Consider the following 22,571-nt stretch of genomic DNA (forward strand, 5'->3'; position numbering starts at 1 on the left):
GGGCTATCAGCCCCTCGAACGTGCCGAGGCGAACCTGGTCTTCCAGGTCATCTCCAAGCGTTACGAGAAGGGCTCCATCATCCTGACCTCGAACAAGACCTTCAGCGAATGGGGCCAAGTCTTCGGCGACGAGGTCCTCGCCACCGCGATCCTCGACCGGCTCCTCCACCATTGCGAAGTGATCGCGATCAACGGCCCGAGCTACCGGCTCAAGAACCGCCTCCAGGCCATCGAGCGAGAGACCGAAGTGGCCTGACAACTGGGGACGTTCACCCGTACGCGACCGGGGAGAGAAGTCCGTACGCCGACACGCGCGGACGCCGCTTCGATCTGAACCCCAGAAATGTGCCGACGACTATCCGGGTCTATGAAGGGCGGCACGGGAGAGAAGAGGAGGTCGAGGTCCGCGACACCGGCGAATTCCATGTCCCGGCCGCATGTCTACCGGCCCTGGCTGACTTTTGCGCCGCGCTCTCGGCGAAGATCGACGCGGTCATGGCAGGCGCTACCCACGACCGGAAAGTCGTCAACCGGCGAGCCAGGCGCCTCGAACGCGCCGCCCGGCACCTCCTGGCCGCCTACCAGCGCACCTACAACGACGACGGTGTATGGGACGTGGAGGCCGACGAACTGCATCTCGACTACGTCATCGCCCTGGAAGCCCTGCTGATCAGCCCCAACGACAAACGCGAAGGCATCGCCGACAACATCCGCTCCCGCGCGGCCGCACTGTTTCTCGCCCCTGACCACCAAGAAGAGGCCACGGAGATCGTCCGACGTGCCTACAAGGCTCGATCCGCTTACGTGCACGGCGACGTGATCAAAGACCAGATAGGGCAGGAGCAGCTGCGAACCCTCCGGCTCCTCACACTGCAGGTCATCCTGCGCTGGCTCGTGCTGACCCCTTCCGACACCGAGGACCTGGCGCCCCTGCTCGATGCTGTCGCCCAGGACACCGTCCGCGAAAACCACATCAGCCAGCCCCTGCGCGCCTTCTTTACCACTACGCCGCCACGCAACCGGCCCGCTGACGTCACCGCCACATGACCCCTGGGGGAAGTCGCCCGTCGCAAGGGAAGAAGCCCCCCGGCGGCCGCTGGTGCAGAGCGGGCTGCCGGGGGCCTCATGCGGGTCGCCCGGAGCCGACGGGGGAGGCGGCGCCGGGCGACGTCAATGGGAGACTACTGCGGTATTCTCCGCGGCGGGTGCGGCGTCCTGGAGCCGGTCCAGCCGTTCGTAGAGCGCGCGCATCATGCGGGCCTTGCTCTCGCATCGCGGCGCGTTCGTCCGGTTGCACGTAGACCACCATGACGGCTTCTTCGGTCAGCAGCGCCACGTCGGCGACCTCTTCAGCGGAGAAGGAAAGACCATCGTGGAGGCTCCAGTTGCCCAGAAAGCGGGCCTCGTGCAAGTCGGCGACGATCTCAGCAGGCACGCCCTGGGCCGCCAGGCCGTCGATCCTCTCGAACAGGTTGTTCCGGGCGGCCTGCTTGTCCCGGCAGAGTTCTTCGACGGCGGTCCGGTACATGCCGGCCGCGGCCCTAAGCGCGCCGACGGCCTCGCACCGGGCCCTTTCATGGAACAGATCGCGCACCTTGGCCGGGGCCGCCTCATGCAACGTCCTGGGGTCCTCGCGCGGGTGCATCAACGTGACGAACCTGACCTTGACCCGCTTGAGCTCCTCAGCCGTCGGCGGGTCTGACCAACCCGAGAGATCCGGCCCCCAGTAAGCGAGGAAGACGCAGGTCTTCCCGCACAGCTGGCACCCCAGGACGTACTCATCCACCTGCCACCGGTCCGGCTGACGTGCGGGAGCCGGCGGGGTTGCTCCGGATGAGTCGGCGCCGCCAGCCCGGCGTAGGGAGCTATGGCCCGCCGACGTGGAGCTACTGGGGCTGGCCGAACCAGATACGCCAGGCGAGGTGACCTGGATGCAGGACCGCTTGGCTCACAGTTTGACTGAAATCGCACCCGCTCCCGCCGGTCCGCCGAAGGCGAGCAGCGGGTCCGAGAGCTGCGGATCGCCCTCGATGGGCAAGGCGCAGAGCGACGTGAGAGCAGCGCCAGTGACGACACGCGCCAGCTCATCGCCCGTGCGAGGATCCCATACGCGCACGGTGGTGTCCTGTTGACCCGCAGTGGCAAGGAGGCATGGTGCGGTGGGTGAAGCTTGGAAGCTAGTAATGGCGGTGACCGGGCCCTGATGGCCGTGCAGCACGGGATACGCCTCCCGCCTCGGTGCCTCCGGGGACCAGAAGCGGACGGTGCCGTCGGAGCCTCCGGTGGCGAGGAGGACAGACCCATCCTCCGCCGCCCATGTGGTCAGGCAGCCGACGACGCCGATACGCCGGGGGAGGAGTGGTGCGGATGGCTGCTCGGGACGGCAGAACCGTACGGCGGCAGCGGCCGAGAAGGCCACCATCATGCCTTCTGGGTGTGGCAGGGCCGCCAGGGCGCGAACGGCTCCTCTTTCATGGATGACAGACCACGGCTCGCGGGTGTCCAAGTCGTGGAAGGTCACGGTGCCTGAACTGGTACCGCTGGCCAGGAACACCTGGTCCGGGTCATCTGCCTGGAATGTGGTCAGGGCGCGTGTCCGGGTCAGCCTATGTACCGGCATGATTCGGTCTGTGGCTTGGATCGGATCATGCATGCGAAACCAGCCGTACTCCTGGTCCCACCGGAAGATGTCCCCGCGGGACGTGCCCGCGATCACTGATACCGATCCATTGGGCCACAGGTGGCTGGTGATAGCGGTCAGTCCCTCGGGGGCCGCTTCTTCGGGCAGGCTGAACTGCTGCAGTACTTCTCCGGTGGCGGCTGCGGTGATGTTGAGGAAGCGTGGGGAGATCGGTCTCAGAAGGCGAGTCGCTCCTCCCGGCACGGGCAGCGCGGCGAGGAGTGAGCCGTCACTCGGCTCTTCCCAGCGTGTGTCTCGGTGTGACGCGGGGGCGGAAGGGTCCCAGATCCGCACGGTGTGATCGTCGGATCCAGACACCAGCAGCGGTGCGCTCCCACCTGTGTCGAGGATGGCCAGGCCCTTGACCCTCTTGTCGTGGTCGGCTGCGAACTCGCTCACTGCCGCCCCGGTTTCTGGATCCCAGAGGCGTACAGTCCCTCCCCGGCTGGGGCCTAGAGCAAGCAGCGTTCCTCTGCGGTGATCGGGGCCGACGGGGTACAAGCAGATGGCCACAGCAGACTCGCGGATGACAGGTGCCGTCTGCTCGCCTGTCCACGCGTTGTAGTTGCGCACGGACCCCGTGGACCGTGAGGCCGCGGCCATCCGCGGCCTGCCATGAGGGTCGAGGTACAGGGCGAGCGCCGAGACACCTCGCCCTTGGCCCGCGACCTCAACGACCGGCCGGAGCGAATCGGCATCGAGAATCTCGACCATGCTGCCCTCTCCGCCGACCGCGAGCAGGTGCTGGCCGGTGGGCAGCCGCAGCGCCGCAAGGGCTTTGACTGAATCGCCCCACATGGTTGCCCGGGGTGTTCTGGACAGCACCTGCCGGGCGAGAGGATCGCAGATCACTAGGCCCTCGGTGGTGCCCAGCGCTAGCCGGGCACTGCCGCCCGCTGCGAAGACGGCCAAGGCGTGCACAGGGACTGAAACGGGGAGGTGGTCGATCCGGCCGCTCTGCGGATCGTAGAGCCACGCGCCGTTGTTGCAGCCGACCGCAAGGAGGGGTTCTCCCTGGGGGCCAGCTAGCACAGCCAGGGCACGTGCGTATGGAGCGCGGCGTACGGGCAGCCCGAAGTCGGTGCCGGAGAGCGGGTCCCACAGGCGGACCTCACCACTGGTGTCTCCTGCCGCCACGAGGAGGGTGCCGTCGGGCAAATTGAAGGACACGAGGGAGGAGACTGGCGTGTAGGTGCGACCCAGCAGGTTTCCGGCCAGCCGCAATTCGTTCCACTGCGGGGCGAGACGGGGCTGCGCAGGTGGCTCATCGTGCTCTCTGCGGGTGGTCGGCCCCGCTTCGTCCACCGTCAGGTCCTGCGCGCTGAATGCGATGCCGTCGTACTCGCTGGCCATTCCAAGGGCGGCCAGGGCCAGGCTGTCGGCGCGTGCCGAGTGCGGGGCATCGGCGAGGAAAGGCTCGACACGTGCCCAGGAGGCCAGGTGCAGCGTCCGGGACGCTGGGTTCGCAGGGAGCCCAAGAGCGCCCCGTACGGTGCCGCTGGTCTCCCAGGGGAGGAAGTGCGTCGGAACGTGACTGCCGTCGAGGGCCTTCGCGGCTGCGGAGTGGGCCACCAGGTGACGCCGCAGATAGGGGTGCGGTGCCTGATGCTGGCCCGCGCGGGGAATCAGCCGCTCGAATGCCTCGACCAGTGACCGGTGAGTGTCCGAGATCTCCACGTCCGAGAGTCTCTCCCGCCCGCCTGTTTCCGGGGCGCCGACGAGTCTGTGCGGGGTGTACCGGAGTGTTTCGCTGATCCGCTCGTGCACTGGCCGGTATACGGTCCGGCCGTCCTCGACGGCGGTGATCAGGTAGCCGGAGAGGCGGCTGTCCCAAACCTTCCGGATGACGTCGTCTGGGTCGGTGACGGGGGACGGTGACAGGCACTGCACGGCGGCCGGCCAGATGTCGGCCCATGGCAGGCCAGCTCCGTGCGCGAATGCGGTGGCGCGCAGTACGGACATGAGTTGCTCAGCGGCCGTGGAGTGCGTGTCGGCGACCTCGATGAGGTCTTCCCGCAGGAGGGCTTCGGTGCCCTGACGCAGGGTCTGGAGCCATCCAGGGTCCTCCGGATCGGGCAGGGTGCACCGTGCCCGGAGCTGCTGGGCGGCGATGCGTGCGTCCAGGAAGGAAGGGGCCACCTCCCGGGCCACTGCCTCGGCCAGTTCTCCGTAACGGTCCAGCAGCGACGCCGGCGGGACCTCTCCGCCTTCCTGGTCCCCGAGCGGCGCCTCCAGCAACGCGAAGGCGTACGCGGCAATGTCCGGCGCGGCGTCGGGACCGTCCGTACGGAGTGGGATACCGGCGGCAGTGGCCCGTACCAGCAGGTCGAGGAGATCCGGGGTCTGGGCGCGGGCGGTCGGAGCGTCGGCCTCGGCCGAAGTACCGAGCCGACTGCTGCGGATGCCGAGCAGCAGCCGGACGGCAGGCCGTTCGTCCGGCATCCGCAGATCCGCCAGCGGCCGCAAAAGGTCGGTGATGGTGCGCGTCGGATTCCTGGCTTCATCAATGCCGTCCACTACGAGGGTGAGCGGCTCGCCCCGCTGCCGAGCCGTGCTCTGCACCAGGCGCCGCAGCCGAGCGAGATGTCCGCTCTCGTCGCCGCCAGCCCGAGATGGGGCTGCCGGGCCCGGGGAGTCGCCGAGCGCCTCGCAGAGCACCCGGGCGAGATCGTCCGGGTCGGTGTTGCGGGCAAGAACGGCAGCGTCCACCGAGCCTTCCGGGACCTGGAGTTCCTCCGGTATCTCGGCGACCAGCGCGCGGTACGTCTCGTCAGCCCGGAAGCGGGTGTCGCTGAGGGTTACGGTACGGGCGAGGAGGGCGGATTTCCCGGAGCCGGCCACGCCGGTGACGATCAGTACGCCTTCGGTTCCGGTCAAGAAGGCGAGGATGCGCTTGACCAGCTCGGTGCGACCGGTGAAGTACCAGCCCGGACTGTCCGATTCGGAGGTGCCGGTCGCACGTGAGATCCAGAACGCGTCGAGCTGGGCCCGTGTCCACCCGACCTGGCGGGAGGAAGCCATCAGTACCGGTTCGCTCCCCGTGTAGCCGGGGTTGGGCAGGCAGGGGCTCAACTGTTCCTGCGCCCTCTCCGTGCTGGCCGAGAGCGTGGGCCAGACGTACGTGGGGTCGGCCATGGTGCTCTGGTCGAACACCTCACGAACGATGCTCTTCCATTCCTGCCAGCTGAGGTGCGGCTCGGCGAAGCCGTTCGTCTCGTCCTCACAGTGTGCGCGCACGGCCCGCAGGACGTTGACGAAGGCGTTCGTGCGGGGCGTGCTCTGGTCGTTCCCGGCGACAAGGACGACCAGCGAGGCAAGGTCGCGGCGCTCCTGCCGCAGGCCTTTCAGCATGCTCTTGAGCTCGGACTCGAGCTGACCCGAGAAGCATGAGTCCACCATCACCAGGACGTGCGAGGCGTGAGAGTCCAGCACGGTGGTGATGATCTCGGCGGTCGGAAACGCGGTGGCGTACGGCCTCTCCACGTACGTGTCCCGCAACTGAAGGAAATGCTGAGGGGAGTTCGTCGGGGCCAAACCGTGCCCGGTGATGTAGACGACGAGGGCTTCGTCGTCGTCCGCGTTCCCGAGGTCTTCCTCTATGAGGAAGGTGCGCAGATCGCGCAGGTCATGCAACTGCTTCGCTTCGGAAGGCTCGAAACGGCGCGCGCCGTCGAGGGAGGGGTGTGCCCACCAGTCCTTCACAGTCGTCACCTGCGCGGTGATTTCCTTGCGGAACGCCTCCCGCTCGGCGGCAGATCCGTCGTCGTACTCCGAGATCGCGATGACGACGAGGCGGCGGGCGAAGGTATCCGGGGCTGGCGCGCGTGTCACGGTCGGCCGCCCGCCACGGCGCGGGCCACCGGCACACTGCGGAGATACCGCAAGGCGCTGTGTGGGTCGCCGATGCCGTTGTCCACCTGGGCTTCAGTGAGCTCCCGCGCCATGGCGGACAGGCCTGCGCCCCCGGTGATGAAGTCGTCGGGGTCGAAGACGTTGACCCACCTGATGTGCGAGTCGAGCTGGAGGGGCGTGCCATCGGTGATGCCCATGAGCCGTCGCACGGCGGGGATGCCCAGTGGCGAGCCGCAGGTCACCAGCGTGTGGAGAGCAGAGCCGGTGCCCGCAGCACCGACCTCCTTGTGGCGGAGCAGATCGTAGGCGATGACGCTGCCGAGTGAATGGCCGATGACCACGGCGGCATCCGGCGTGAACCCGTCTCGGATGAACGCCCGGACCTCGGCGGCCAGGGCCGGCTTCGTGAGGTAATAGCGCACCTCACGCATGCGCCGGACGATGAACTGCACGCCACCGCCCGGGCGACGGCGGTCATAGGCCATCGCCAGCCGGGTCAGGCGCGGTGACCACAGCTTGGGCGGTCCCAGAGTGGCCAGGGGCTGGGTTTCGGCGAAGACTACGTCCTCGGGCCGTACAAGGTTGGCAAAGACCTCGGCGACGAACTCCTCTTCCGCTGGATCCATCGGCACGGACTCGCCGAAGAGGTCGTCCTCGGGGCCAAGACGGTCTGTTCCCCTTGCCAGGAGTGCCGTCCAATGCGGTACTTCGAGCGACGCCACACAGGCTGTTGCGTCGGGCAGCGAGTCGATGCCGCGCTTAAGCGCACGGCCCCAGTCGGCGGTCAGCTGATGCTGGGAAGTCTTCGACTGCCCGATTCCGTGCACGCCGACGACCCGTACTGTCTGCACGCCTTACCCCGCCTCGCTCACCGTGTGCCTGCAAGCCCGGATCTGCTTTTGCCCGCTCCGGGCTGAGGACCATTGTGCTGCATGTGGTGTGGGCACAGGGGCGGTTCAACGCCGGAGGCCAACGTGCACAGTACTCACACATCTGCCGGCCTATGACTCCGAGCGGCATGCGACGCGGCTGTGGCGCCACCCCCCCAACGGACCGTCACCCGAAAGTGCCTAGCAGCCGCTCCTGCCGCGCTGGCCCAGTTCGTCACCCAAAGCTCCGGTCGCGCCCTCATCACGTGCGGACTCCCGCACGAGTCTTGGGTCAAAGGCCGTGCGCACGGCGCCGTGCACCTGTGCGGCGTACCCCCGCGCGGTAGGGCCGAGTGGTGATGGGGGAGCATCTGGTCAGCCGTCGCCAGCCCGTGAAGGACCGTCATGCCTCATGTCCCGCGTGCCCTACCGCCCCTCCTGCTCGGCTGCCTGCTGATGACGGGCTGTTCGTCCGTCCAACTCAGCACACCAACCCCATCAGGGACTCAGAGCCCTGCGCCCGGCGCCGCCGGCCGACTCAGGCCGCGCGATCGCGGTAGGGGCGGGCCCGCAGAAGCACTACACGGTGCAACAGCAGCCGGCCGCCGGCTCGTGCCACTACCGCGTGGAGCACGGCGAGCCCCTCGAGGACCGGAAGTGCACGCCGGGCGCCATCTCTCCGGCGGTCACGCAGGCGAACCTGAAGTCGACGATATGCCGCAAGAGCGGCTACACCTCCGGCATACGCCCCTCCGCGTATGTGACGGGCAAGGAGAAGAAGCTCAACGCCGCCTCCTACGGATACACCGGCCGCATGGACGATGCCGAGTACGACCACCTGATCAGCCTGCAGCTCGGCGGCGACCCGAACGATCCGAGGAACCTGTGGGTGGAGCCGGCCGACCCCGGCCGTAAGAAGGGTGCCGGGGTGAACAACAAGAAGGACCCGGTGGAGACCAAGCTGCACACCGCAGTCTGCAAGGGCCAGATCACGCTCGCGGCCGCCCAGCAGGCCATCGTCACCGACTGGACCATCGCCCTGACCACCCTTCACCTCAGCTGAAGAGGCCGCTGGAGGAGTCGTGTCATATACAGGAACGTCCCCGTCGGGTCTGGGCCGGTCGCCCGTGTGAGAGGGCCCCCGGCTCGACGGGCGAGATCAGCAAGCGCGGCCTCACGCCTCACACGTGGGGTGTGCCGAAGGAGTTCGCGGACGTCATCGTGACGGCCATGGTTGCCCTGGACACCGTGAGCGGGGACGGCGCGGGCGCGTGGAGCGCCAGCTCCAGGGCCGCGCGCCGGATGGGATCACCACCGGCTGGGGACATCCGGCTCCTCCAGATCCTCGCGATCAACGGGGACATGGGGGAAGTCGCCATAGCGGTGTACGGGGCACGGGTCCGCACGGTGAGGCAGTCGAGGTGACACACGCGGGGGAGGACATAAAAGCGCGCCTCGGCCGGCTCATCCTCACGGCCGCGGCGCTGGACGACCTCACCGGTGCTACCTGGGACACGGTGGATGAGCGGCTGCGTTTCCGCGTGGCGAGGGTCGCGGCCTTGGCGGGACATGAACCTCAGCTGACCCGCTCTACCCTCTGTGCGGAAGGGCCCGCACGTCCGTGCGGGCCCTTCCGCGTCATCCCCTACTTGGCCGTGCGTCCCGCCTCCCAGGTGGGAGACGAGTGGGAGACAAGTGGGAGATGATCATGGCGTGATGCTGCAATCAGGCGCTAGGAAATGCTAGATAGCACTACCTGTGCGGCCCGGTTTCAGCCGCCGGATTCGCCCGCGTGCGGGCTCAGCACACCGGCTCCGACCAGCACGAACAGCAGGATGCCGAGGGCTATGCGGTACCACACGAACGGCATGAAGGACTTGGTACTGATGAACTTCATGAACCAGGCGATGACCGCGTAACCGACGACGAAGGCGATCACCGTGGCGAAGATCGTGGGGCCCCAGGAGACGTGGTCGCTCTCCAGGGCGTCCTTCAACTCGAAGACCCCGGAGGCGAGTACGGCCGGGACGGCGAGGAGGAAGGAGTAACGGGCCGCGGACTCGCGCCGGTAGCCCATGAAGAGGCCGCCGCTGATGGTGGCGCCGGAGCGGGAGACGCCGGGGACGAGGGCCATGGACTGGCACAGGCCGAAGATCAGGCCGTCCTTGACGCCGAGGTCCTCAAGTCCCTTGCGCTGCTTGGGCGCGCGGTGCCGCCCGCCGGTCTCGTCGCGTGCCGCCAGCCGGTCGGCGACGCCGATGACGATGCCGACGACGATCAACATCGTGGCGGTGACGCGCAGATCGCGGAACGGCCCCTCGATCTGGTCCTTGAACAGCAGCCCCAGCACGCCGATGGGGATGGACCCGACGATCACCAGCCAGCCCATCTGGGCGTCGTGGTCGCCGCGCAGCTCCTTGTTGACGAGGGAACGGCTCCACGTCGAGACGATCCGCCCGATGTCCTTGCGGAAGTAGATCAGCACGGCGGCCTCGGTGCCGATCTGGGTGATCGCGGTGAAGGCCGCCCCGGGGTCCTTCCAGCCCGAGAAGGCCGCGGTCAGGCGCAGATGGGCGCTGGAGGAGACGGGAAGGAACTCGGTCAGCCCCTGGACGAGTCCGAGGATGAGTGATTCGAACCAAGACATGAAGTTACGGCGTCCAAGTGCTGGTCGTGTGACGGGAGTCGGGCGCGCCGCATCACCGGGAGCGGTGATCGGGGTGCGAGGGCAGCGTAACGCCCCCCGGTGACGGCCCGGCCACAGGGGCGGTCAGGCCACCGTCGGTCCGGTCACCGTCCAGCCGGGGGCCTGGGGGTGGGCTGTCAGGTCCTCGTGGCGGACCGTGTCCCCACAGGCGGAGCAGGTGACCACGGGCAGCAGTTCGTTGCCGCAGCCGTGCTCGACGACCATCGGCCGGTCGTCGTCGTTGCGCACGTGCCGGTCTCCCCAGGCCATGAGGGTCAGCAGCACGGGTTCCAGTTCGAGCCCCGCCTGCGTGGGCCGGTACTCGAAGCGCTGCGGCCGCTCGCTGTAGGCGCGCTTCGTGAGGATCCCGGCGTCCACAAGCCGGCGCAGCCGGGTGGCCAGAATGTCGCGCGGGGCCCCGATGTTGCGCACGAGCTGGTCGAAGCGGCTGTTGCCCAGGCAGACCTCCCGCAGCACGAGCAGGGAGTACTTCTCGCCGACGAGCGCCAGGGTGTCGGCGATGGAGCAGGGGCGCGGGTCTTTGGTGGCGGCCATGAACCCAGTCTAAGTGAGGGTTGGATTTTCCAACTCTTCGAACTATGGTGAGTTTGTATTCCCTACTCGCTAGTAATCGCCCCTCATTGATGGAGGCCCGCACCATGCGTGACGCAGTCATCGTCGAAGCCGTACGCACCCCCGTGGGCAAGGGCAAGCCGAGCGGCGCCCTCGCGCACGTGCACCCCGTCGAACTCCTCGCGCACACCCTGCGCACCCTCGTCGAGCGCTCCGGCGTCGACCCGGCGCTCATCGACGACGTCATCGGCGGCACCGTCGACCAGGTCGGCGAGCAGGCCATGAACACCACCCGCTACGCGGCCCTGTCGGCCGGGTTCCCGGAGACGGTCCCGGCGACCACCGTGGACCGCCAGTGCGGTTCCTCCCAGCAGGCCGTGCACTTCGCCGCGCAGGGCGTGATCGCGGGCGCCTACGACATCGTCGTCGCCTGCGGGGTCGAGTCGATGAGCCGCGTGCCGATGTGGTCGAACGTCCCCGAGGGCAAGGACCCCTTCGGCCCCGGGGTCGCCGCACGCTACGAGGAGGGCCTGGTCCCGCAGGGCATCAGCGCCGAACTCATCGCCGCCAAGTGGTCGATCGGCCGCGAGCAGATGGACGCCTTCGCCGTCTCCTCGCACCGCAAGGCCGCGGCGGCCTGGGAGAAGGGTCTCTTCGACGCCGAGGTCGCACCCCTGGAGGGCGTCTCGCGCGACGAGTGCGTCCGCCCGGGCAGCACTCCCGAGATCCTCGCCGGCCTCAAGCCCGCCTACTACGACCCGCACTTCGCAGAACGCTTCCCCCAGATCGAGTGGAACGTCACGGCGGGCAACGCCAGCCCGATCAACGACGGCGCCTCCGCCGTCCTCATCATGTCCGGTGAGACCGCCGAACGCCTGGGCCTGCGCCCCCTGGCCCGCCTGCACAGCTTCGCCGTCACCGGCTCCGACCCGATCCTCATGCTCACCGGCGTCATCCCGGCCACCGAGCAGGTCCTGCGCAGGGCCCATCTCACCCTCGACGACATCGACCTCTTCGAGGTCAACGAGGCGTTCTCCAGCGTGGTCCTGGCCTGGCAGCAGGAGACGGGAGCGGATCCGGCCAAGGTCAACGTCCACGGGGGCGCGATCGCGATAGGCCACCCCTTGGGAGCGAGCGGCACCCGTCTGACGACGACACTGGTGCACGCGATGCGGGAACGCGGGGCCCGTTACGCCCTCCAGACGATGTGCGAGGCGGGCGGACTGGCCAACGCGATGGTTCTGGAGAGGGTGTGATCGGCGTCCTCCAAGGGCGCCGCAGACTTCAAGGGCGCCGCAGATGATGCCGCTTGCGCCACGCGACCACCGCGCCCGCCAACCCCGGCAGGGCGATCGCGGCCATGGCGATCAGAAACGCGGGCGAGGTCGGCGCTGAAGCCCGCGCCCCGGCGACCACGTACGCGGCGGTGTTCGGAATCGACCCGAGTGCCGTCGCGGCGAGGAACGGCACATATCCCATACGGGACACGGCGGCGCAGTAGTTGGCAGCCCAGAAGGGCACCCCGGGGAACAGCCGCGCGGCCAGCATGGAGCGGAACCCGTGCCGGCTCAACTGCCCGTCCGCCGCCTTCAGCCATCGCCCCCGCAGCAGCGGACGCAGCGCCTCCTGCCCGAGCACCCGGCCCAGTCCGAACGCGATCCCCGCGCCGAGCACCGTGCCCGCGAGCGCCGAGGCGAGCCCGAGCTGCGACCCGAAGAGGGCTCCGGCGGCCAGATTGAGCAGCGGTCGCGGCACGAACGCCACCGTGCACAGCCCGTACGCCACCCCGAACACGACCGCGGCCGCCACCCCGCCGAGCTGGGGTGGCCAGCCGTCCGAGAGCAGTCTCTGCGGCTCGAACAGCAGGACCGTGGACGCGGCGCCCGCGAGCAGCGCGACGAGCAGGGAAAGCCGGGACCACGGCGACAGCAGCACTCTCGTGCAGCGGGCGGTGAGACCCACCGGAGCGGGGGCGGGGAGAGCGAACTCCGTGGCGATGGCCGGGGGAGTGGCCGTGGCGGTGCCCCCAGAGCGGGTGGTGGCATCGAGCATCCTGTGACGGTAACCGACACCGAGGGGTGATCGCCGTACGGGTGCCGTCGGTTGTGCGGACGGGCGGCGACGGGCGGTGACAAAAAACCGTTCGACGTGGGACGACGCGTCGGACATGATCTGCGTCATGTTCCGGTACGCCTTCGCTCTCGCAGCATCCGCAGTCGCGGATGCGCCGAAGGCTGCCGTTCCCGTGTTCCTGGCCGCCGCAGACGGCGCCCGAAGCTGACCCTTCCCGGACAGTCCGGCGGACCCCGCAGGGGGAGGGTCGGCGAGTCCTCGGGGTCCCCGTTCTTCCGCGAACACGAAGAGGCTTCGAGGTACAGCCATGTCCAAAACCGCATACGTGCGCACCAAGCCGCACCTGAACATCGGCACGATGGGTCATGTCGATCACGGCAAGACCACCCTGACCGCCGCCATCACCAAGGTGCTCTCCGAGCGCGGCAGCGGCACGTTCGTGCCGTTCGACCGCATCGACCGCGCCCCGGAGGAGGCCGCGCGCGGGATCACCATCAACATCGCGCACGTCGAGTACGAGACCGACACCCGGCACTACGCGCACGTGGACATGCCGGGCCACGCCGACTACGTCAAGAACATGGTCACCGGGGCCGCGCAGCTCGACGGGGCGATCCTCGTCGTCTCCGCGCTCGACGGGATCATGCCGCAGACCGCCGAACACGTGCTGCTCGCGCGGCAGGTGGGCGTCGACCACGTGGTGGTCGCCCTCAACAAGGCCGACGCGGCCGACGAGGAACTGGTCGAGCTCGTCGAGCTGGAGGTCCGCGAGCTGCTCACCGCGCACGGCTACGGCGGCGACGCCGTGCCCGTCGTACGGGTCTCCGGGCTGAAGGCGCTGGAGGGGGACCCGCGCTGGACGGCGTCGATCGAGGCGCTGCTCGACGCGGTGGACACCTACGTGCCCATTCCCGAGCGGTATCTGGACGCGCCGTTCCTGATGCCCGTGGAGAACGTGCTGACCATCACCGGCCGGGGGACCGTGGTGACCGGTGCGGTCGAGCGGGGCACCGTGCGGGTCGGCGACCGGGTCGACGTGCTCGGGGCCGGCCTGGAGACGGTGGTGACCGGCGTCGAGACCTTCGGCAAGCCGATGGAGGAGGCGCAGGCCGGGGACAACGTGGCGTTGCTGCTGCGGGGCGTTCCCCGGGACGCGGTCCGGCGGGGGCATGTCGTGGCCGCGCCCGGCAGTGTCGTGCCCAGCCGTCGCTTCACCGCGCAGGTGTACGTGCTGTCGGCGAGGGAGGGCGGGCGCACGACGCCCGTCTCCACCGGGTACCGGCCGCAGTTCTACATCCGTACGGCGGATGTCGTGGGGGATGTGGACCTGGGTGAGGTGGGGGTCGCTCGGCCCGGGGATCGCGTCGTGATGACCGTTGAACTGGGTCGGGACGTGCCGCTTGAGCCGGGGCTCGGATTCGCCATCCGTGAGGGTGGGCGGACCGTCGGGGCGGGGACCGTTACTGCCCTTGTATGAGGGCGGTTCGGTCGTGGGGGACTGCGGGCCGGTTTGTGACTGGTCGCGCAGTTCCCCGCGCCCCTAACAGGGCGCTTTCGGCCAGGCACAATTGCAGGATGACCGAGTCGCTTCCCGTCGCCCGTGCCGTCGATCACGGGTTCGCCAAGTTGATGCCCGACGTCGATCGGGAGCGTGCCTGGCTGCTGACCGTGGACGGGGCTCCGCAGTCGTACGTCGATCTCGACGAGCCGACGCATCTGGAGTTCGAGTACGCCCAGCGGCTCGGGCACGTCCTCGACGGCGTCGGGGAGCCCGGGCGGGCGCTGGACGTCGTGCATCTCGGCGGGGGTGCTCTGACGCTGCCCAGGTATCTGGCCGCCACCCGGCCCGGGTCCCGGCAGGACGTCGTCGAGGCCGACCGGGCTCTGCTGGACCTGGTCGTCGAGCAGCTGCCGCTTCCGGACGGGGCCGGGATCGCACTGCACGCGGCCGATGCGCGGGCGTGGCTGGAAAGTGCCCCGGCGGACTGTGCCGATGTGCTGGTCGCCGACGTCTTCGGCGGGTCGCGGGTCCCGGCGCACCTGACCTCCTTGGAGTACGCCCGCGAGGCCGCACGGGTGCTCCGGAGCGACGGGGTCTATCTCGCGAACCTCGCCGACGCGGCACCCTTCACTTTTCTCCGGTCCCAACTGGCCAACTTCGCCGAGTCGTTCGAGGAGCTCGTGCTGATCGCCGAGCCGGGGGTGCTGCGCGGGCGGCGGTTCGGGAACGCGGTGCTCGTCGCCGCGCGGGTGCCTCTCGACACGGTGGCCCTGGCACGGCGTACGGCGGCCGACGCGTTCCCCGCCCGGGTCGAACACGGCGCCGGGCTGCGGAAGTTCATCGGTGCGGCGCGGCCGGTGCGGGACACGGAGGCCGTGGCGTCACCCGAGCCCCCCGACGGGGCGTTCGGCATCGGCTGAGCCGGTCACGGCGACCTGGGCCACCTGCTTGGTGCTCCGGCGCAGGTCGCGGACGTCCGGTACGCACAGAACGGCCGCCGTGACCGCGACGATCAGGCCCGAGCAGCCCCACAGGGCCGCGGAGCGTCCGAACGCCGACTCCGCGGGCCCCGCCAGCGCCGCCGCGAGAGGCATGAGGGCGACCGAGCCGAACCAGTCGTAGGCCGAGACGCGGGAGAGCTTGTCCTCCGGTATCTCCTGGTGCAGGGCGGTCATCCAGGAGACGCCGAACACCTCGACGGTCGCGCCGGCCACGAACATCGCCGCGCACAGCAGGGGCACCGACACCGGCACGGCCAGCGCGGCGGACGGCAGCGCCATCGGGAACACGCAGAGAATCCCCACGAACAGCAGCCGGTGCGGCTTCCACCGGGTCATGAGGAGGGCCCCTACGACGGTCCCGGCGCCGAAGAAGCCGAGGGCCACGCCCCAGGGGCCCGCGCCGCCCAGGTCGTCCCGGGCGACGAGCGGGCCGTAGACCGCGTCGGCGGCGCCCAGGACCGCGTTGGCCACGGAGAACTGGACGACGATGCCCCACAGCCAGGGCCGGCCCGCGACCTCCCGCCAGCCGTCCCGCAGATCGGCGAGCATGCCGCCGCCCGGTGCGCGTGCCGGGATGTGACTGACGTCGAGGAAGGCACGCAGTGAACCGGCGACCGCGAACGCGAGGGCGTCCGCCGCGAGCACCCAGCCGGGGCCCACCGCGGCGACCATCGCACCGCCGAGCGCGGCACCGCCCAGCGCCGCGCCCTGCATAGCCATCCGGAACACCGCGAAGGCCCGGCCGGCCTGTTCGCCGCTCACCGAGGACAGCAGCATGCCCTCGGCCGCCGGGCTGAAGAACGCGTGGCCGGTTCCGCCGAGGGCGGTCAGCAGCATCATCTGCCACAGCCGGGGTTCGCCGGCCAGGACGAGGACGGCGAACGCGCCCTGGGAGAGGCAGTTGAGGGTGTTGGCCGCGACCATTACGCGGTGCCGGGGCAGGCGGTCCGCCACGGCGCCGCCGATCAGCAGGAACACCACCAGCGGGAGGGTGCGCGCGGCGGCCACCAGCCCCACGTCGCCGCTGTCGCCGCCCGCCTCCAGCACGGCGAACGCGGCGGCGATCAGTGCGGCGTTGCTGCCGAGGTTGGTGATGAACGCGGTGGCGGTCAGCAGGCCGTAGTTGCGGCTCGCCCAGGCGGGTCCGCGGACGCGGGAGGTGTCGGTGGAGGGGGTCACCGGCCGACTATCGCCGCCGAGGTGCCGCCTTGCCAAACGATTTGCGGGCCAGACCGGGAGGAGACGCCGATCACTGGTGCCGGGCCTGGTCAGCGTGATCTACCCGTGGGTAACATCCCGGGTATGAGCGCAGACCAGATGTCCGTCGGTGAGATGCTCGCCGCGACCGTGCCCATGGTGCGGACCCTGAACCTCGAGTTCCTGGAGACCGGCCCGGAGAAGGTCGTGGTCGCCCTGCCCGACCAGGGCGAGTTCCACAACCACGTGGGCGGACCGCACGCCGGGGCCATGTTCACGCTCGCCGAGTCGGCCAGCGGGGCGGTCGTCCTGGCCGCGTTCGGCGACCAGCTCTCGCGTGCGGTCCCGCTGGCCGTCAACGCCGAGATCTCCTACCGCAAGCTCGCGATGGGCCCGGTCACCGCCACGGCGACCCTGGGCCGCCCGGCCTCCGAGGTGGTCGCCCAGCTCGACGCCGGCGAGCGCCCCGAGTTCCCGGTCACGATCGAGATCCGCCGCGGGGACGGGGCGGTCACCGGAGAGATGACGGTGGTGTGGACCCTGCGGCCGAACGGCTGAGTTCGGGGGAGCGGCGGCATCCGCCCCTCACGCCGCCCACCCCCGCCCCCGTCCAACCCCCTCCCCGCTCTCCAGCTCCGCCACGAACCCCTTGAGCCAGGTGGTGAATTCCGGGCCCAGGTCGGGGCGGGCGCAGGCCAGGCGGACCACCGTGCGGAGGTAGTCGGCCTTGTCGCCGGTGTCGTAGCGGAGGCCGTCGAAGACGACGCCGTGGACCGAGGTGCCGGTCGCGAGGGTCTGGAGGGCGTCGGTGAGCTGGATTTCGCCGCCGCGGCCCGGCGGGGTGCGGTCCAGGACGCCGAAGACCGCCGGGTCGAGGACATAGCGGCCGATGACCGCGTAGGCGCTGGGGGCGGTTTCGGGGGAGGGCTTCTCCACGAGGCCGGTCACGCGGACCACGCCCTCCTCCCCGGTCGGCTCCACCGCCGCGCAGCCGTAGAGGTGGATCTGCTCGCGAGGCACCTCCATGAGGGCAACCACGCTGCCCGCGTACCGTTCGCGGACGTCGAGCATCGTGCTGAGCAGGGTCTCGCGCGGGTCGATCAGGTCGTCGCCGAGGAGGACGGCGAAGGGCTGGTCGCCGACGTGGCGGCGGGCGCAGAGCACCGCGTGGCCGAGGCCGAGCGGCTCGCCCTGGCGGATGTGGTGGATGTTGGCCAGGCGTGCCGGATCGCGTACGGCGTCGAGCCGTACCGCGTCGCCCTTCGCCGCGAGGGCCTGCTCCAGCTCGAAGGCGTTGTCGAAGTGGTCCTCGATGGCCCGCTTGTGGCGGCCGGTGACCATCAGTACGTCGTCGAGCCCGGCCGCGGCGGCCTCCTCGACGACGTACTGGATGGCCGGCTTGTCGACGACCGGGAGCATCTCCTTCGGTGTCGCCTTGGTCGCCGGCAGGAAGCGGGTGCCGAGCCCGGCGGCCGGAACGACCGCCTTGCGGACCGTGCGGGTGGGGACGGGGGTGTCGGTCGTGTGGGGGACGATCATGCGGATCATGCTGCGGCACGGGCATGAGAGCACACCGGGAGATGCCTGAGAGCCTCCTGTGGACCCCGCTGCGGACCTGGCGGGGGCGGGAGATTTCGTGTGCCAGGCATCCGGCCGCCGTGCACGACCCGACTCCCGTGTCCCGCTTATTTCGAATACGGGTGCGGATACCGGCGGTAACTTTTCTGAACTCACCTCTTTTTGAACATGGGTCACTCCATCTTCTTGTTTGCTGTGCGCCAATCGTGCGAAGGTGAGCGCCCTGCGACGGCCGGGTCACAATCTGACACGTCATAGGTATGCACCAATCAGGCGCCTGCTTTCCGGGGAGCGCGTATTCCATGCGTTCCTTCGGCTTGGAAGGAATAGGTCCCGTGCAATCCGCTTACCCCCCACGTCCCCCTTACCCGCCACGTCCCGGATCGGGTCCGGCGGAGTCCGACCGCAATCTCCTGGCCCGGCTGGGGGAGAACGGCGTGGACGGCCATGCCGTCGCCCTGTTGATGGCGCGACACTGGCAGGCGACCTACGCGTACTCCGTCATCTGCCTGGCCTCCTGGTCCGGTTCGGCCTCGATGGCGGCCGCTGCAGCTTTTCACCGTGTGCTCGGCCGGGCGGGTGACGGCGCACTGCGTCCCCAACTTCTCGTCGCGGTCAGGGAGTTCGTCAAGGAGTGGGCCGCGGACGACGAAATCGCCGGCGTACTGCCGGAACTCCGCAAGACGATCGGCGGCCGTGGTCTGCGCGCGGCGAGGTCCGTCACCCCCGAAAGGCGACTGCTCGCCGAGCGCGCATTCCGGGCCCTTCCCGGGGCTTCCCAATGCCTGTTGTGGCATGTCGAGGTCGAGGCCGAACCCATATCCGTACCGGCCGGTCTGCTGGGTGTGGACACGGCCCGTGCGGCGGCCGCCGTCGAGCAGGCGCGCGAGCAATTCCGTACCGGATGTGTCCGCGCCCACCGGGAACTCGCGCCCACCAGTGAATGCCGTTTCTACAATCGTCTCCTGGATATCCCGATTCGTCGGGGCGGGGGCCTTCTGCCCGATGTCCGCAAACATCTGACGGAATGCCGGTACTGCCGTCACGCCGCCGAACAGCTCAGCCATTTCGAGGGCGGCCTGGAGGTGCTGCTCGCCGAGACGGTGCTCGGCTGGGGCGCCCACCGCTATCTCGACTCACGGCCCGCGCGGGTTGCCGAGCGCCCGGCCCCGGTCGCGTCTCCGTCCGGTACGGTCCGTACGAAGCCCGGCGGGCGGCACCGCCCTGTCCCGGCGGGTTTCCTCGCTCAGCCGCGCAGGAGCGCCAGGGCCGTTCTCGTGGGCGCAGGTCTGACCTCCCTGGCCCTGCTCGCGACCGTGCTGGTCGCCAAGGGCTGGTCCGAGGACGGCGGGGCTCCGACCCCGGGCGCCACCTGGGGCGCGGTGAGCGGCAACACCGTACGGCCGAGCCGGTCGGAGGCATCCCAGGGCACCGGGGCCCCGTCCACCGCCTCCATGAGCCACTCCGTCGTGGTCGGCCACGGCAGGCTCCGCAGTGCCGACGCCGGTCTGTGTCTCGACACCCGTGACGCTCGGACCGTGGCGGGGGCGCAGGCCGTACTGGCGGAGTGCTCCGCCGCCGGGTCCCAGCAGTGGACGTACCAGGCGGACGGACTGCTGCGCAGCGCGGCCGACCCCGGGCTCTGCCTCGACGCGGACACCGAGAGGCGGTCGGTCGTGGTCGCCGACTGCCTGACCCGCACAGGGGAGGTCCGCTACGACCTCACCGTGCGCGGCGAACTGCTGCTGCGCCGCGGGAAGGGGCTCCTGGTCGCGCCCGGCAAGGGCGAGACCGTCGTCGTCACCGAGCGGAACGGCTCGAAGGGGCAGCGGTGGCTGCTGGAGTCCACCGGCGAGAGCGCGCCGGGACAACAGGGCACGCCGCAAGGCCCGGAACCAGGTCGGCCCTCCGGAGGGCCGGGCGAGGATCCGGTCGCACCCCATCTCGTCCCGGCCCCGCCTTCCGGTCCCGGCGCCTCCCGCGAACCGAGTTCCGGTCAGCCCTCGGACCAGCACGGAACCCCGCCCGAGTACGGGACCCGGGTTGCCCAGGTCGACCACAGCGACGCCGGACCGGCCGCTCCGGCCGCTCCGGCCGTGCCGGTCGAGCGGGCCGGGGCGGCGGCGGTGGGCGCGGTCGTGGGCACCGTGAGTTCGGTGACGGCGCCCGGCACTTCGGCGCTCGACGGACTCCTCGCCGGTGCGGTGCGGGTCATCGGCGGGTGACCCCGCGCACCGACACCGGTTCTCGTGAACCGGTAGGCTGCCTCGGCGTGCGTCTGTAGTGGCGCGCGCCGGGAACGCGACTCAGGAGGAACCGGCGTTGCACGTCCAGGAATGGCTCGACACCGTGCCCCCGGCCGCTGTCTACGCCCTGGTGGGCCTGGTCATCGGCCTGGAGAGCCTGGGTATTCCGCTGCCCGGGGAGATCATCCTGGTCTCCGCCGCGCTGCTGTCCTCGCAGCACGCGGGGATCAACCCCGTGGTGCTCGGCGCGTGCGCCGGCGTTGGGGCGGTCGTCGGTGACTCCATCGGCTACGCGATCGGACGCAAGGGCGGCCGGCCGTTGCTCACCTGGCTGGGCGACAAGTTCCCGAGACACTTCAGCGAGGGCCATGTCGCCACGGCGGAGCGGTCCTTCGAGAAGTGGGGCATGTGGGCGGTGTTCTTCGGCCGCTTCGTCGCACTGCTGAGGATCTTCGCCGGGCCGCTCGCCGGTGTGCTGCGGATGCCGTACTGGAAGTTCCTGATCGCCAACGTCCTGGGCGGGGTCATCTGGGCGGGCGGTACGACGGCGGTCATCTACTACGTCGGAATCGTCGCGGAGTCCTGGCTGAAGCGGTTCTCGTGGCTCGGGTTGGTGCTGGCCGTGCTGATCGGCCTCACCTCGATGCTCGTGCTGAAGCGCAAGGCGAAGAAGGCGACGGCACAGCTGCAGGCGGCCGAACCGGAGCCCGTCCCGGCCGCCGAGTGACCCTCACGGTGTCTCGTGCACCTCGTGGTGGGCCTTGGCCAGGTCCGCGTAGAGCGTTCCGTTCAGGGTGACTCCCTGACGCTCCTCCTCCGTCAGCTCCCGCCGCACCTTCGCCGGTACGCCCGCCACCAGGGAACCCGGCGGGACCTGCATGCCCTGCGGGACCAGTGCCTGCGCCGCGACCAGCGAACCGGCGCCGATCACCGCGCCGTTGAGGACCGTCGCACCCATGCCGATCAGGCAGTCGTCCTCGACCGTCGCGCCGTGGACTACGGCGTTGTGCCCCACGGAGACCCGCTCGCCGATCGTCACCGGGAAGCCGGGGTCGGCGTGGAGCGTGCAGTTGTCCTGGATGTTGCTCTGGGCGCCGACTGAGATGCGTTCTACGTCGCCGCGGGCCACCGCGCCGTACCAGAGACTGGCCCCCGCCTGAAGCGTGACGTCCCCGATCACCGAGGCGGTGGGCGCCACGAAGGCCTCCTCGTCAATCCTCGGTTCCCTTCCGCCGATGCCCGTGATCAACGCCTTGTGCGCCATTTCGCCTCCTGGTTCGCGATATCCCGAACCGTACGCCACCCGGTGGGGCGAAGATCACAAGCCCTCGGACTCATGCGGACGGCGTGTGCTCAGTACGGTGAGCTCGTGCCGAAGAACAAGAACGCGTTCTCATCCTGGCGGGGCCGCCTCGTCCAGCGTGCCGTGCACGCGGGCTGGGCCTGGGTGCAGCGCACGGGCTCGGTCACGGCCGAGCGCCCGGGGCGCTTCCGCTTCGGCGCGCTGGGTGCGCACAGCCGTCTGGCCTTTCCGCTGGGCACGGTGTTCGGTGAGCCGTGGATCCATGTCGGCTCGCACTGCATCGTCGGCGAGCAGGTCACCCTGACCGCCGGTCTGATGCCCGATCTGGACCTCGGCCCGGAGCCGATCCTGCGCATCGGCGACGGGGTCGTGCTGGGGCGCGGCAGCCACGTCATCGCCGACACCACGGTCACCATCGGCAGCGACTGCTACTTCGGCCCCTATGTCTACATCACGTCCACAAATCACTCCTACGACGATCCCCACGAGCCCATCGGCAAGCAGTGGCCGCGGATGGAGCCGGTGGAGATCGGGCCGGGGTGCTGGATCGGGACCGGGGCGGTGATTCTGCCGGGGGCGCGGATCGGCCGGAACGTCGTGGTCGCCGCCGGTGCCGTGGTCCGGGGCGTGGTGCCGGACCACGCCGTGGTCGCGGGGGCGCCCGCCCGGGTCGTACGCCGATGGACCGCCGAGGACGGCTGGCAACCACCGCTCAGGACCCCGGCACCGGTCCCGATCCCGGAGGGCGCCACGGCGGAACAGCTCAACGCGCTGGCCGGCCTGGACGAGGAGACGGCGGCGAGACTCGCCGAAGTGGACGAGGACGCGGCGACGAAACTTGCGGGACTGGACTGAGCGGCGCCGGGGGCCAGGGCGAGCGGGTGCCGGGTCGGGGAAGTGCGGAGGGGGAGTCGGCTGGGCCAGGGGCGTGGCGCGGCCGGTTCGTTGAGAGGTGCGTGGTGTTGGACTGGGCTCAGGGGTGGGGCCGGTGCCTGGCGAGCCGGCTCGGCCG

Annotated in this window: 20 protein-coding genes; 11 read left to right on the plus strand and 9 right to left on the minus strand. The window is 69.9% G+C overall.

The genetic code is table 11. The features are described 5' to 3' along the window. Together H293_RS0134080 and H293_RS0134085 are read left to right on the plus strand one after the other, a co-directional pair. Positions 1–256: ATP-binding protein (locus tag H293_RS0134080; protein ID WP_028808441.1), on the plus strand; the 256-nt coding region annotated here is incomplete at its 5' end. Between the two features lie 89 nt (positions 257–345). Next, complete coding sequence (locus tag H293_RS0134085; protein ID WP_158694473.1) at positions 346–1,047, plus strand: HEPN domain-containing protein; 702 nt, start codon at positions 346–348, stop codon at positions 1,045–1,047. Between the two features lie 76 nt (positions 1,048–1,123). Here H293_RS0134085 and H293_RS53880 read toward each other — a convergent pair whose 3' ends face one another. The 3 genes from H293_RS53880 to H293_RS0134100 all read right to left on the minus strand — a co-directional run bounded on the left by H293_RS53880 (position 1,124) and on the right by H293_RS0134100 (position 7,383). Beyond that, a complete protein-coding gene (locus tag H293_RS53880) occupies positions 1,124–1,786 on the minus strand; it encodes a DUF4145 domain-containing protein (RefSeq protein WP_020122300.1) in 663 nt (220 codons plus the stop codon). Between the two features lie 162 nt (positions 1,787–1,948). After that, positions 1,949–6,511, minus strand: coding sequence for an NACHT and WD repeat domain-containing protein (locus H293_RS50520; protein ID WP_020122301.1), 4,563 nt, complete (start codon positions 6,509–6,511; stop codon positions 1,949–1,951). Continuing rightward, positions 6,508–7,383: a hypothetical protein gene (locus H293_RS0134100; protein ID WP_028808442.1), complete on the minus strand. Its 876-nt coding sequence runs from the start codon at positions 7,381–7,383 to the stop codon at positions 6,508–6,510. The genes H293_RS50520 and H293_RS0134100 overlap by 4 nt, the downstream gene beginning before the upstream one ends. Before the next feature lie 604 nt (positions 7,384–7,987). Between H293_RS0134100 and H293_RS52990 the strand changes: the two genes are divergently transcribed. Both H293_RS52990 and H293_RS0134110 read left to right on the plus strand, forming a co-directional pair. Continuing rightward, entirely contained in the window at positions 7,988–8,464 is a 477-nt protein-coding gene (locus H293_RS52990) for a hypothetical protein (RefSeq protein WP_020122303.1), read from the plus strand. 131 nt (positions 8,465–8,595) lie between these two features. Beyond that, entirely contained in the window at positions 8,596–8,826 is a 231-nt protein-coding gene (locus H293_RS0134110; protein ID WP_020122304.1) for a hypothetical protein, read from the plus strand. A 346-nt stretch (positions 8,827–9,172) separates the two neighbouring features. Here the strand turns inward: H293_RS0134110 and H293_RS0134120 are convergent, their stop codons facing one another. Next, positions 9,173–10,048: an undecaprenyl-diphosphate phosphatase gene (locus tag H293_RS0134120; protein ID WP_020122306.1), complete on the minus strand. Its 876-nt coding sequence runs from the start codon at positions 10,046–10,048 to the stop codon at positions 9,173–9,175. Between the two features lie 123 nt (positions 10,049–10,171). Next, the gene (locus H293_RS0134125) at positions 10,172–10,642 is read right to left on the minus strand and encodes a winged helix-turn-helix transcriptional regulator (protein ID WP_020122307.1); all 471 of its coding nucleotides are present in this window, start codon (positions 10,640–10,642) and stop codon (positions 10,172–10,174) included. Positions 10,643–10,746: 104 nt separating this feature from the next. Here H293_RS0134125 and H293_RS0134130 point away from each other — a divergent pair, with 104 nt between their 5' ends. Beyond that, a complete protein-coding gene (locus H293_RS0134130) occupies positions 10,747–11,916 on the plus strand; it encodes a thiolase family protein (protein ID WP_020122308.1) in 1,170 nt (389 codons plus the stop codon). Positions 11,917–11,944: 28 nt separating this feature from the next. On the opposite strand, the gene H293_RS0134135 is transcribed toward H293_RS0134130, so the two are convergent. Then, positions 11,945–12,712 carry a TVP38/TMEM64 family protein gene (locus tag H293_RS0134135; RefSeq protein WP_007380510.1) on the minus strand — a complete coding sequence of 256 codons (768 nt, stop codon included), beginning with the start codon at positions 12,710–12,712 and terminating at the stop codon, positions 11,945–11,947. Between the two features lie 328 nt (positions 12,713–13,040). Between H293_RS0134135 and tuf the strand changes: the two genes are divergently transcribed. Together tuf and H293_RS0134145 are read left to right on the plus strand one after the other, a co-directional pair. Then, complete coding sequence (tuf, locus tag H293_RS0134140) at positions 13,041–14,210, plus strand: elongation factor Tu (RefSeq protein WP_020122309.1); 1,170 nt, start codon at positions 13,041–13,043, stop codon at positions 14,208–14,210. A gap of 98 nt (positions 14,211–14,308) precedes the next feature. Next, positions 14,309–15,154 carry a spermidine synthase gene (locus H293_RS0134145; RefSeq protein WP_020122310.1) on the plus strand — a complete coding sequence of 282 codons (846 nt, stop codon included), beginning with the start codon at positions 14,309–14,311 and terminating at the stop codon, positions 15,152–15,154. Here the strand turns inward: H293_RS0134145 and H293_RS0134150 are convergent. Further along, entirely contained in the window at positions 15,116–16,414 is a 1,299-nt protein-coding gene (locus H293_RS0134150) for an MFS transporter (protein ID WP_020122311.1), read from the minus strand. The genes H293_RS0134145 and H293_RS0134150 overlap by 39 nt on opposite strands. Positions 16,415–16,552: 138 nt before the next feature. Between H293_RS0134150 and H293_RS0134155 the strand changes: the two genes are divergently transcribed. Further along, positions 16,553–16,990, plus strand: a complete 438-nt coding sequence (locus H293_RS0134155; RefSeq protein ID WP_020122312.1) for a DUF4442 domain-containing protein — start codon at positions 16,553–16,555, stop codon at positions 16,988–16,990. 27 nt (positions 16,991–17,017) lie between these two features. Here the strand turns inward: H293_RS0134155 and galU are convergent, their stop codons facing one another. After that, positions 17,018–17,971 carry a UTP--glucose-1-phosphate uridylyltransferase GalU gene (gene galU, locus H293_RS0134160; protein ID WP_020122313.1) on the minus strand — a complete coding sequence of 318 codons (954 nt, stop codon included), beginning with the start codon at positions 17,969–17,971 and terminating at the stop codon, positions 17,018–17,020. A gap of 476 nt (positions 17,972–18,447) precedes the next feature. Between galU and H293_RS50530 the strand changes: the two genes are divergently transcribed. Both H293_RS50530 and H293_RS0134170 read left to right on the plus strand, forming a co-directional pair. Next, positions 18,448–20,235 carry a ricin-type beta-trefoil lectin domain protein gene (locus tag H293_RS50530; RefSeq protein WP_020122314.1) on the plus strand — a complete coding sequence of 596 codons (1,788 nt, stop codon included), beginning with the start codon at positions 18,448–18,450 and terminating at the stop codon, positions 20,233–20,235. A 97-nt stretch (positions 20,236–20,332) separates the two neighbouring features. Next, positions 20,333–20,983, plus strand: a complete 651-nt coding sequence (locus H293_RS0134170) for a DedA family protein (protein WP_020122315.1) — start codon at positions 20,333–20,335, stop codon at positions 20,981–20,983. A gap of 3 nt (positions 20,984–20,986) precedes the next feature. On the opposite strand, the gene H293_RS0134175 is transcribed toward H293_RS0134170, so the two are convergent. Next, a complete protein-coding gene (locus H293_RS0134175; protein ID WP_007380501.1) occupies positions 20,987–21,520 on the minus strand; it encodes a gamma carbonic anhydrase family protein in 534 nt (177 codons plus the stop codon). Between the two features lie 105 nt (positions 21,521–21,625). Between H293_RS0134175 and H293_RS0134180 the strand changes: the two genes are divergently transcribed. Then, entirely contained in the window at positions 21,626–22,414 is a 789-nt protein-coding gene (locus H293_RS0134180) for an acyltransferase (RefSeq protein ID WP_020122316.1), read from the plus strand. Positions 22,415–22,571 lie beyond the last annotated feature (157 nt).

The sequence above is a fragment of the Streptomyces canus 299MFChir4.1 genome, assembly GCF_000383615.1.
In the GTDB taxonomy this organism is placed as follows: Bacteria; Actinomycetota; Actinomycetes; order Streptomycetales; family Streptomycetaceae; genus Streptomyces; species Streptomyces canus_C.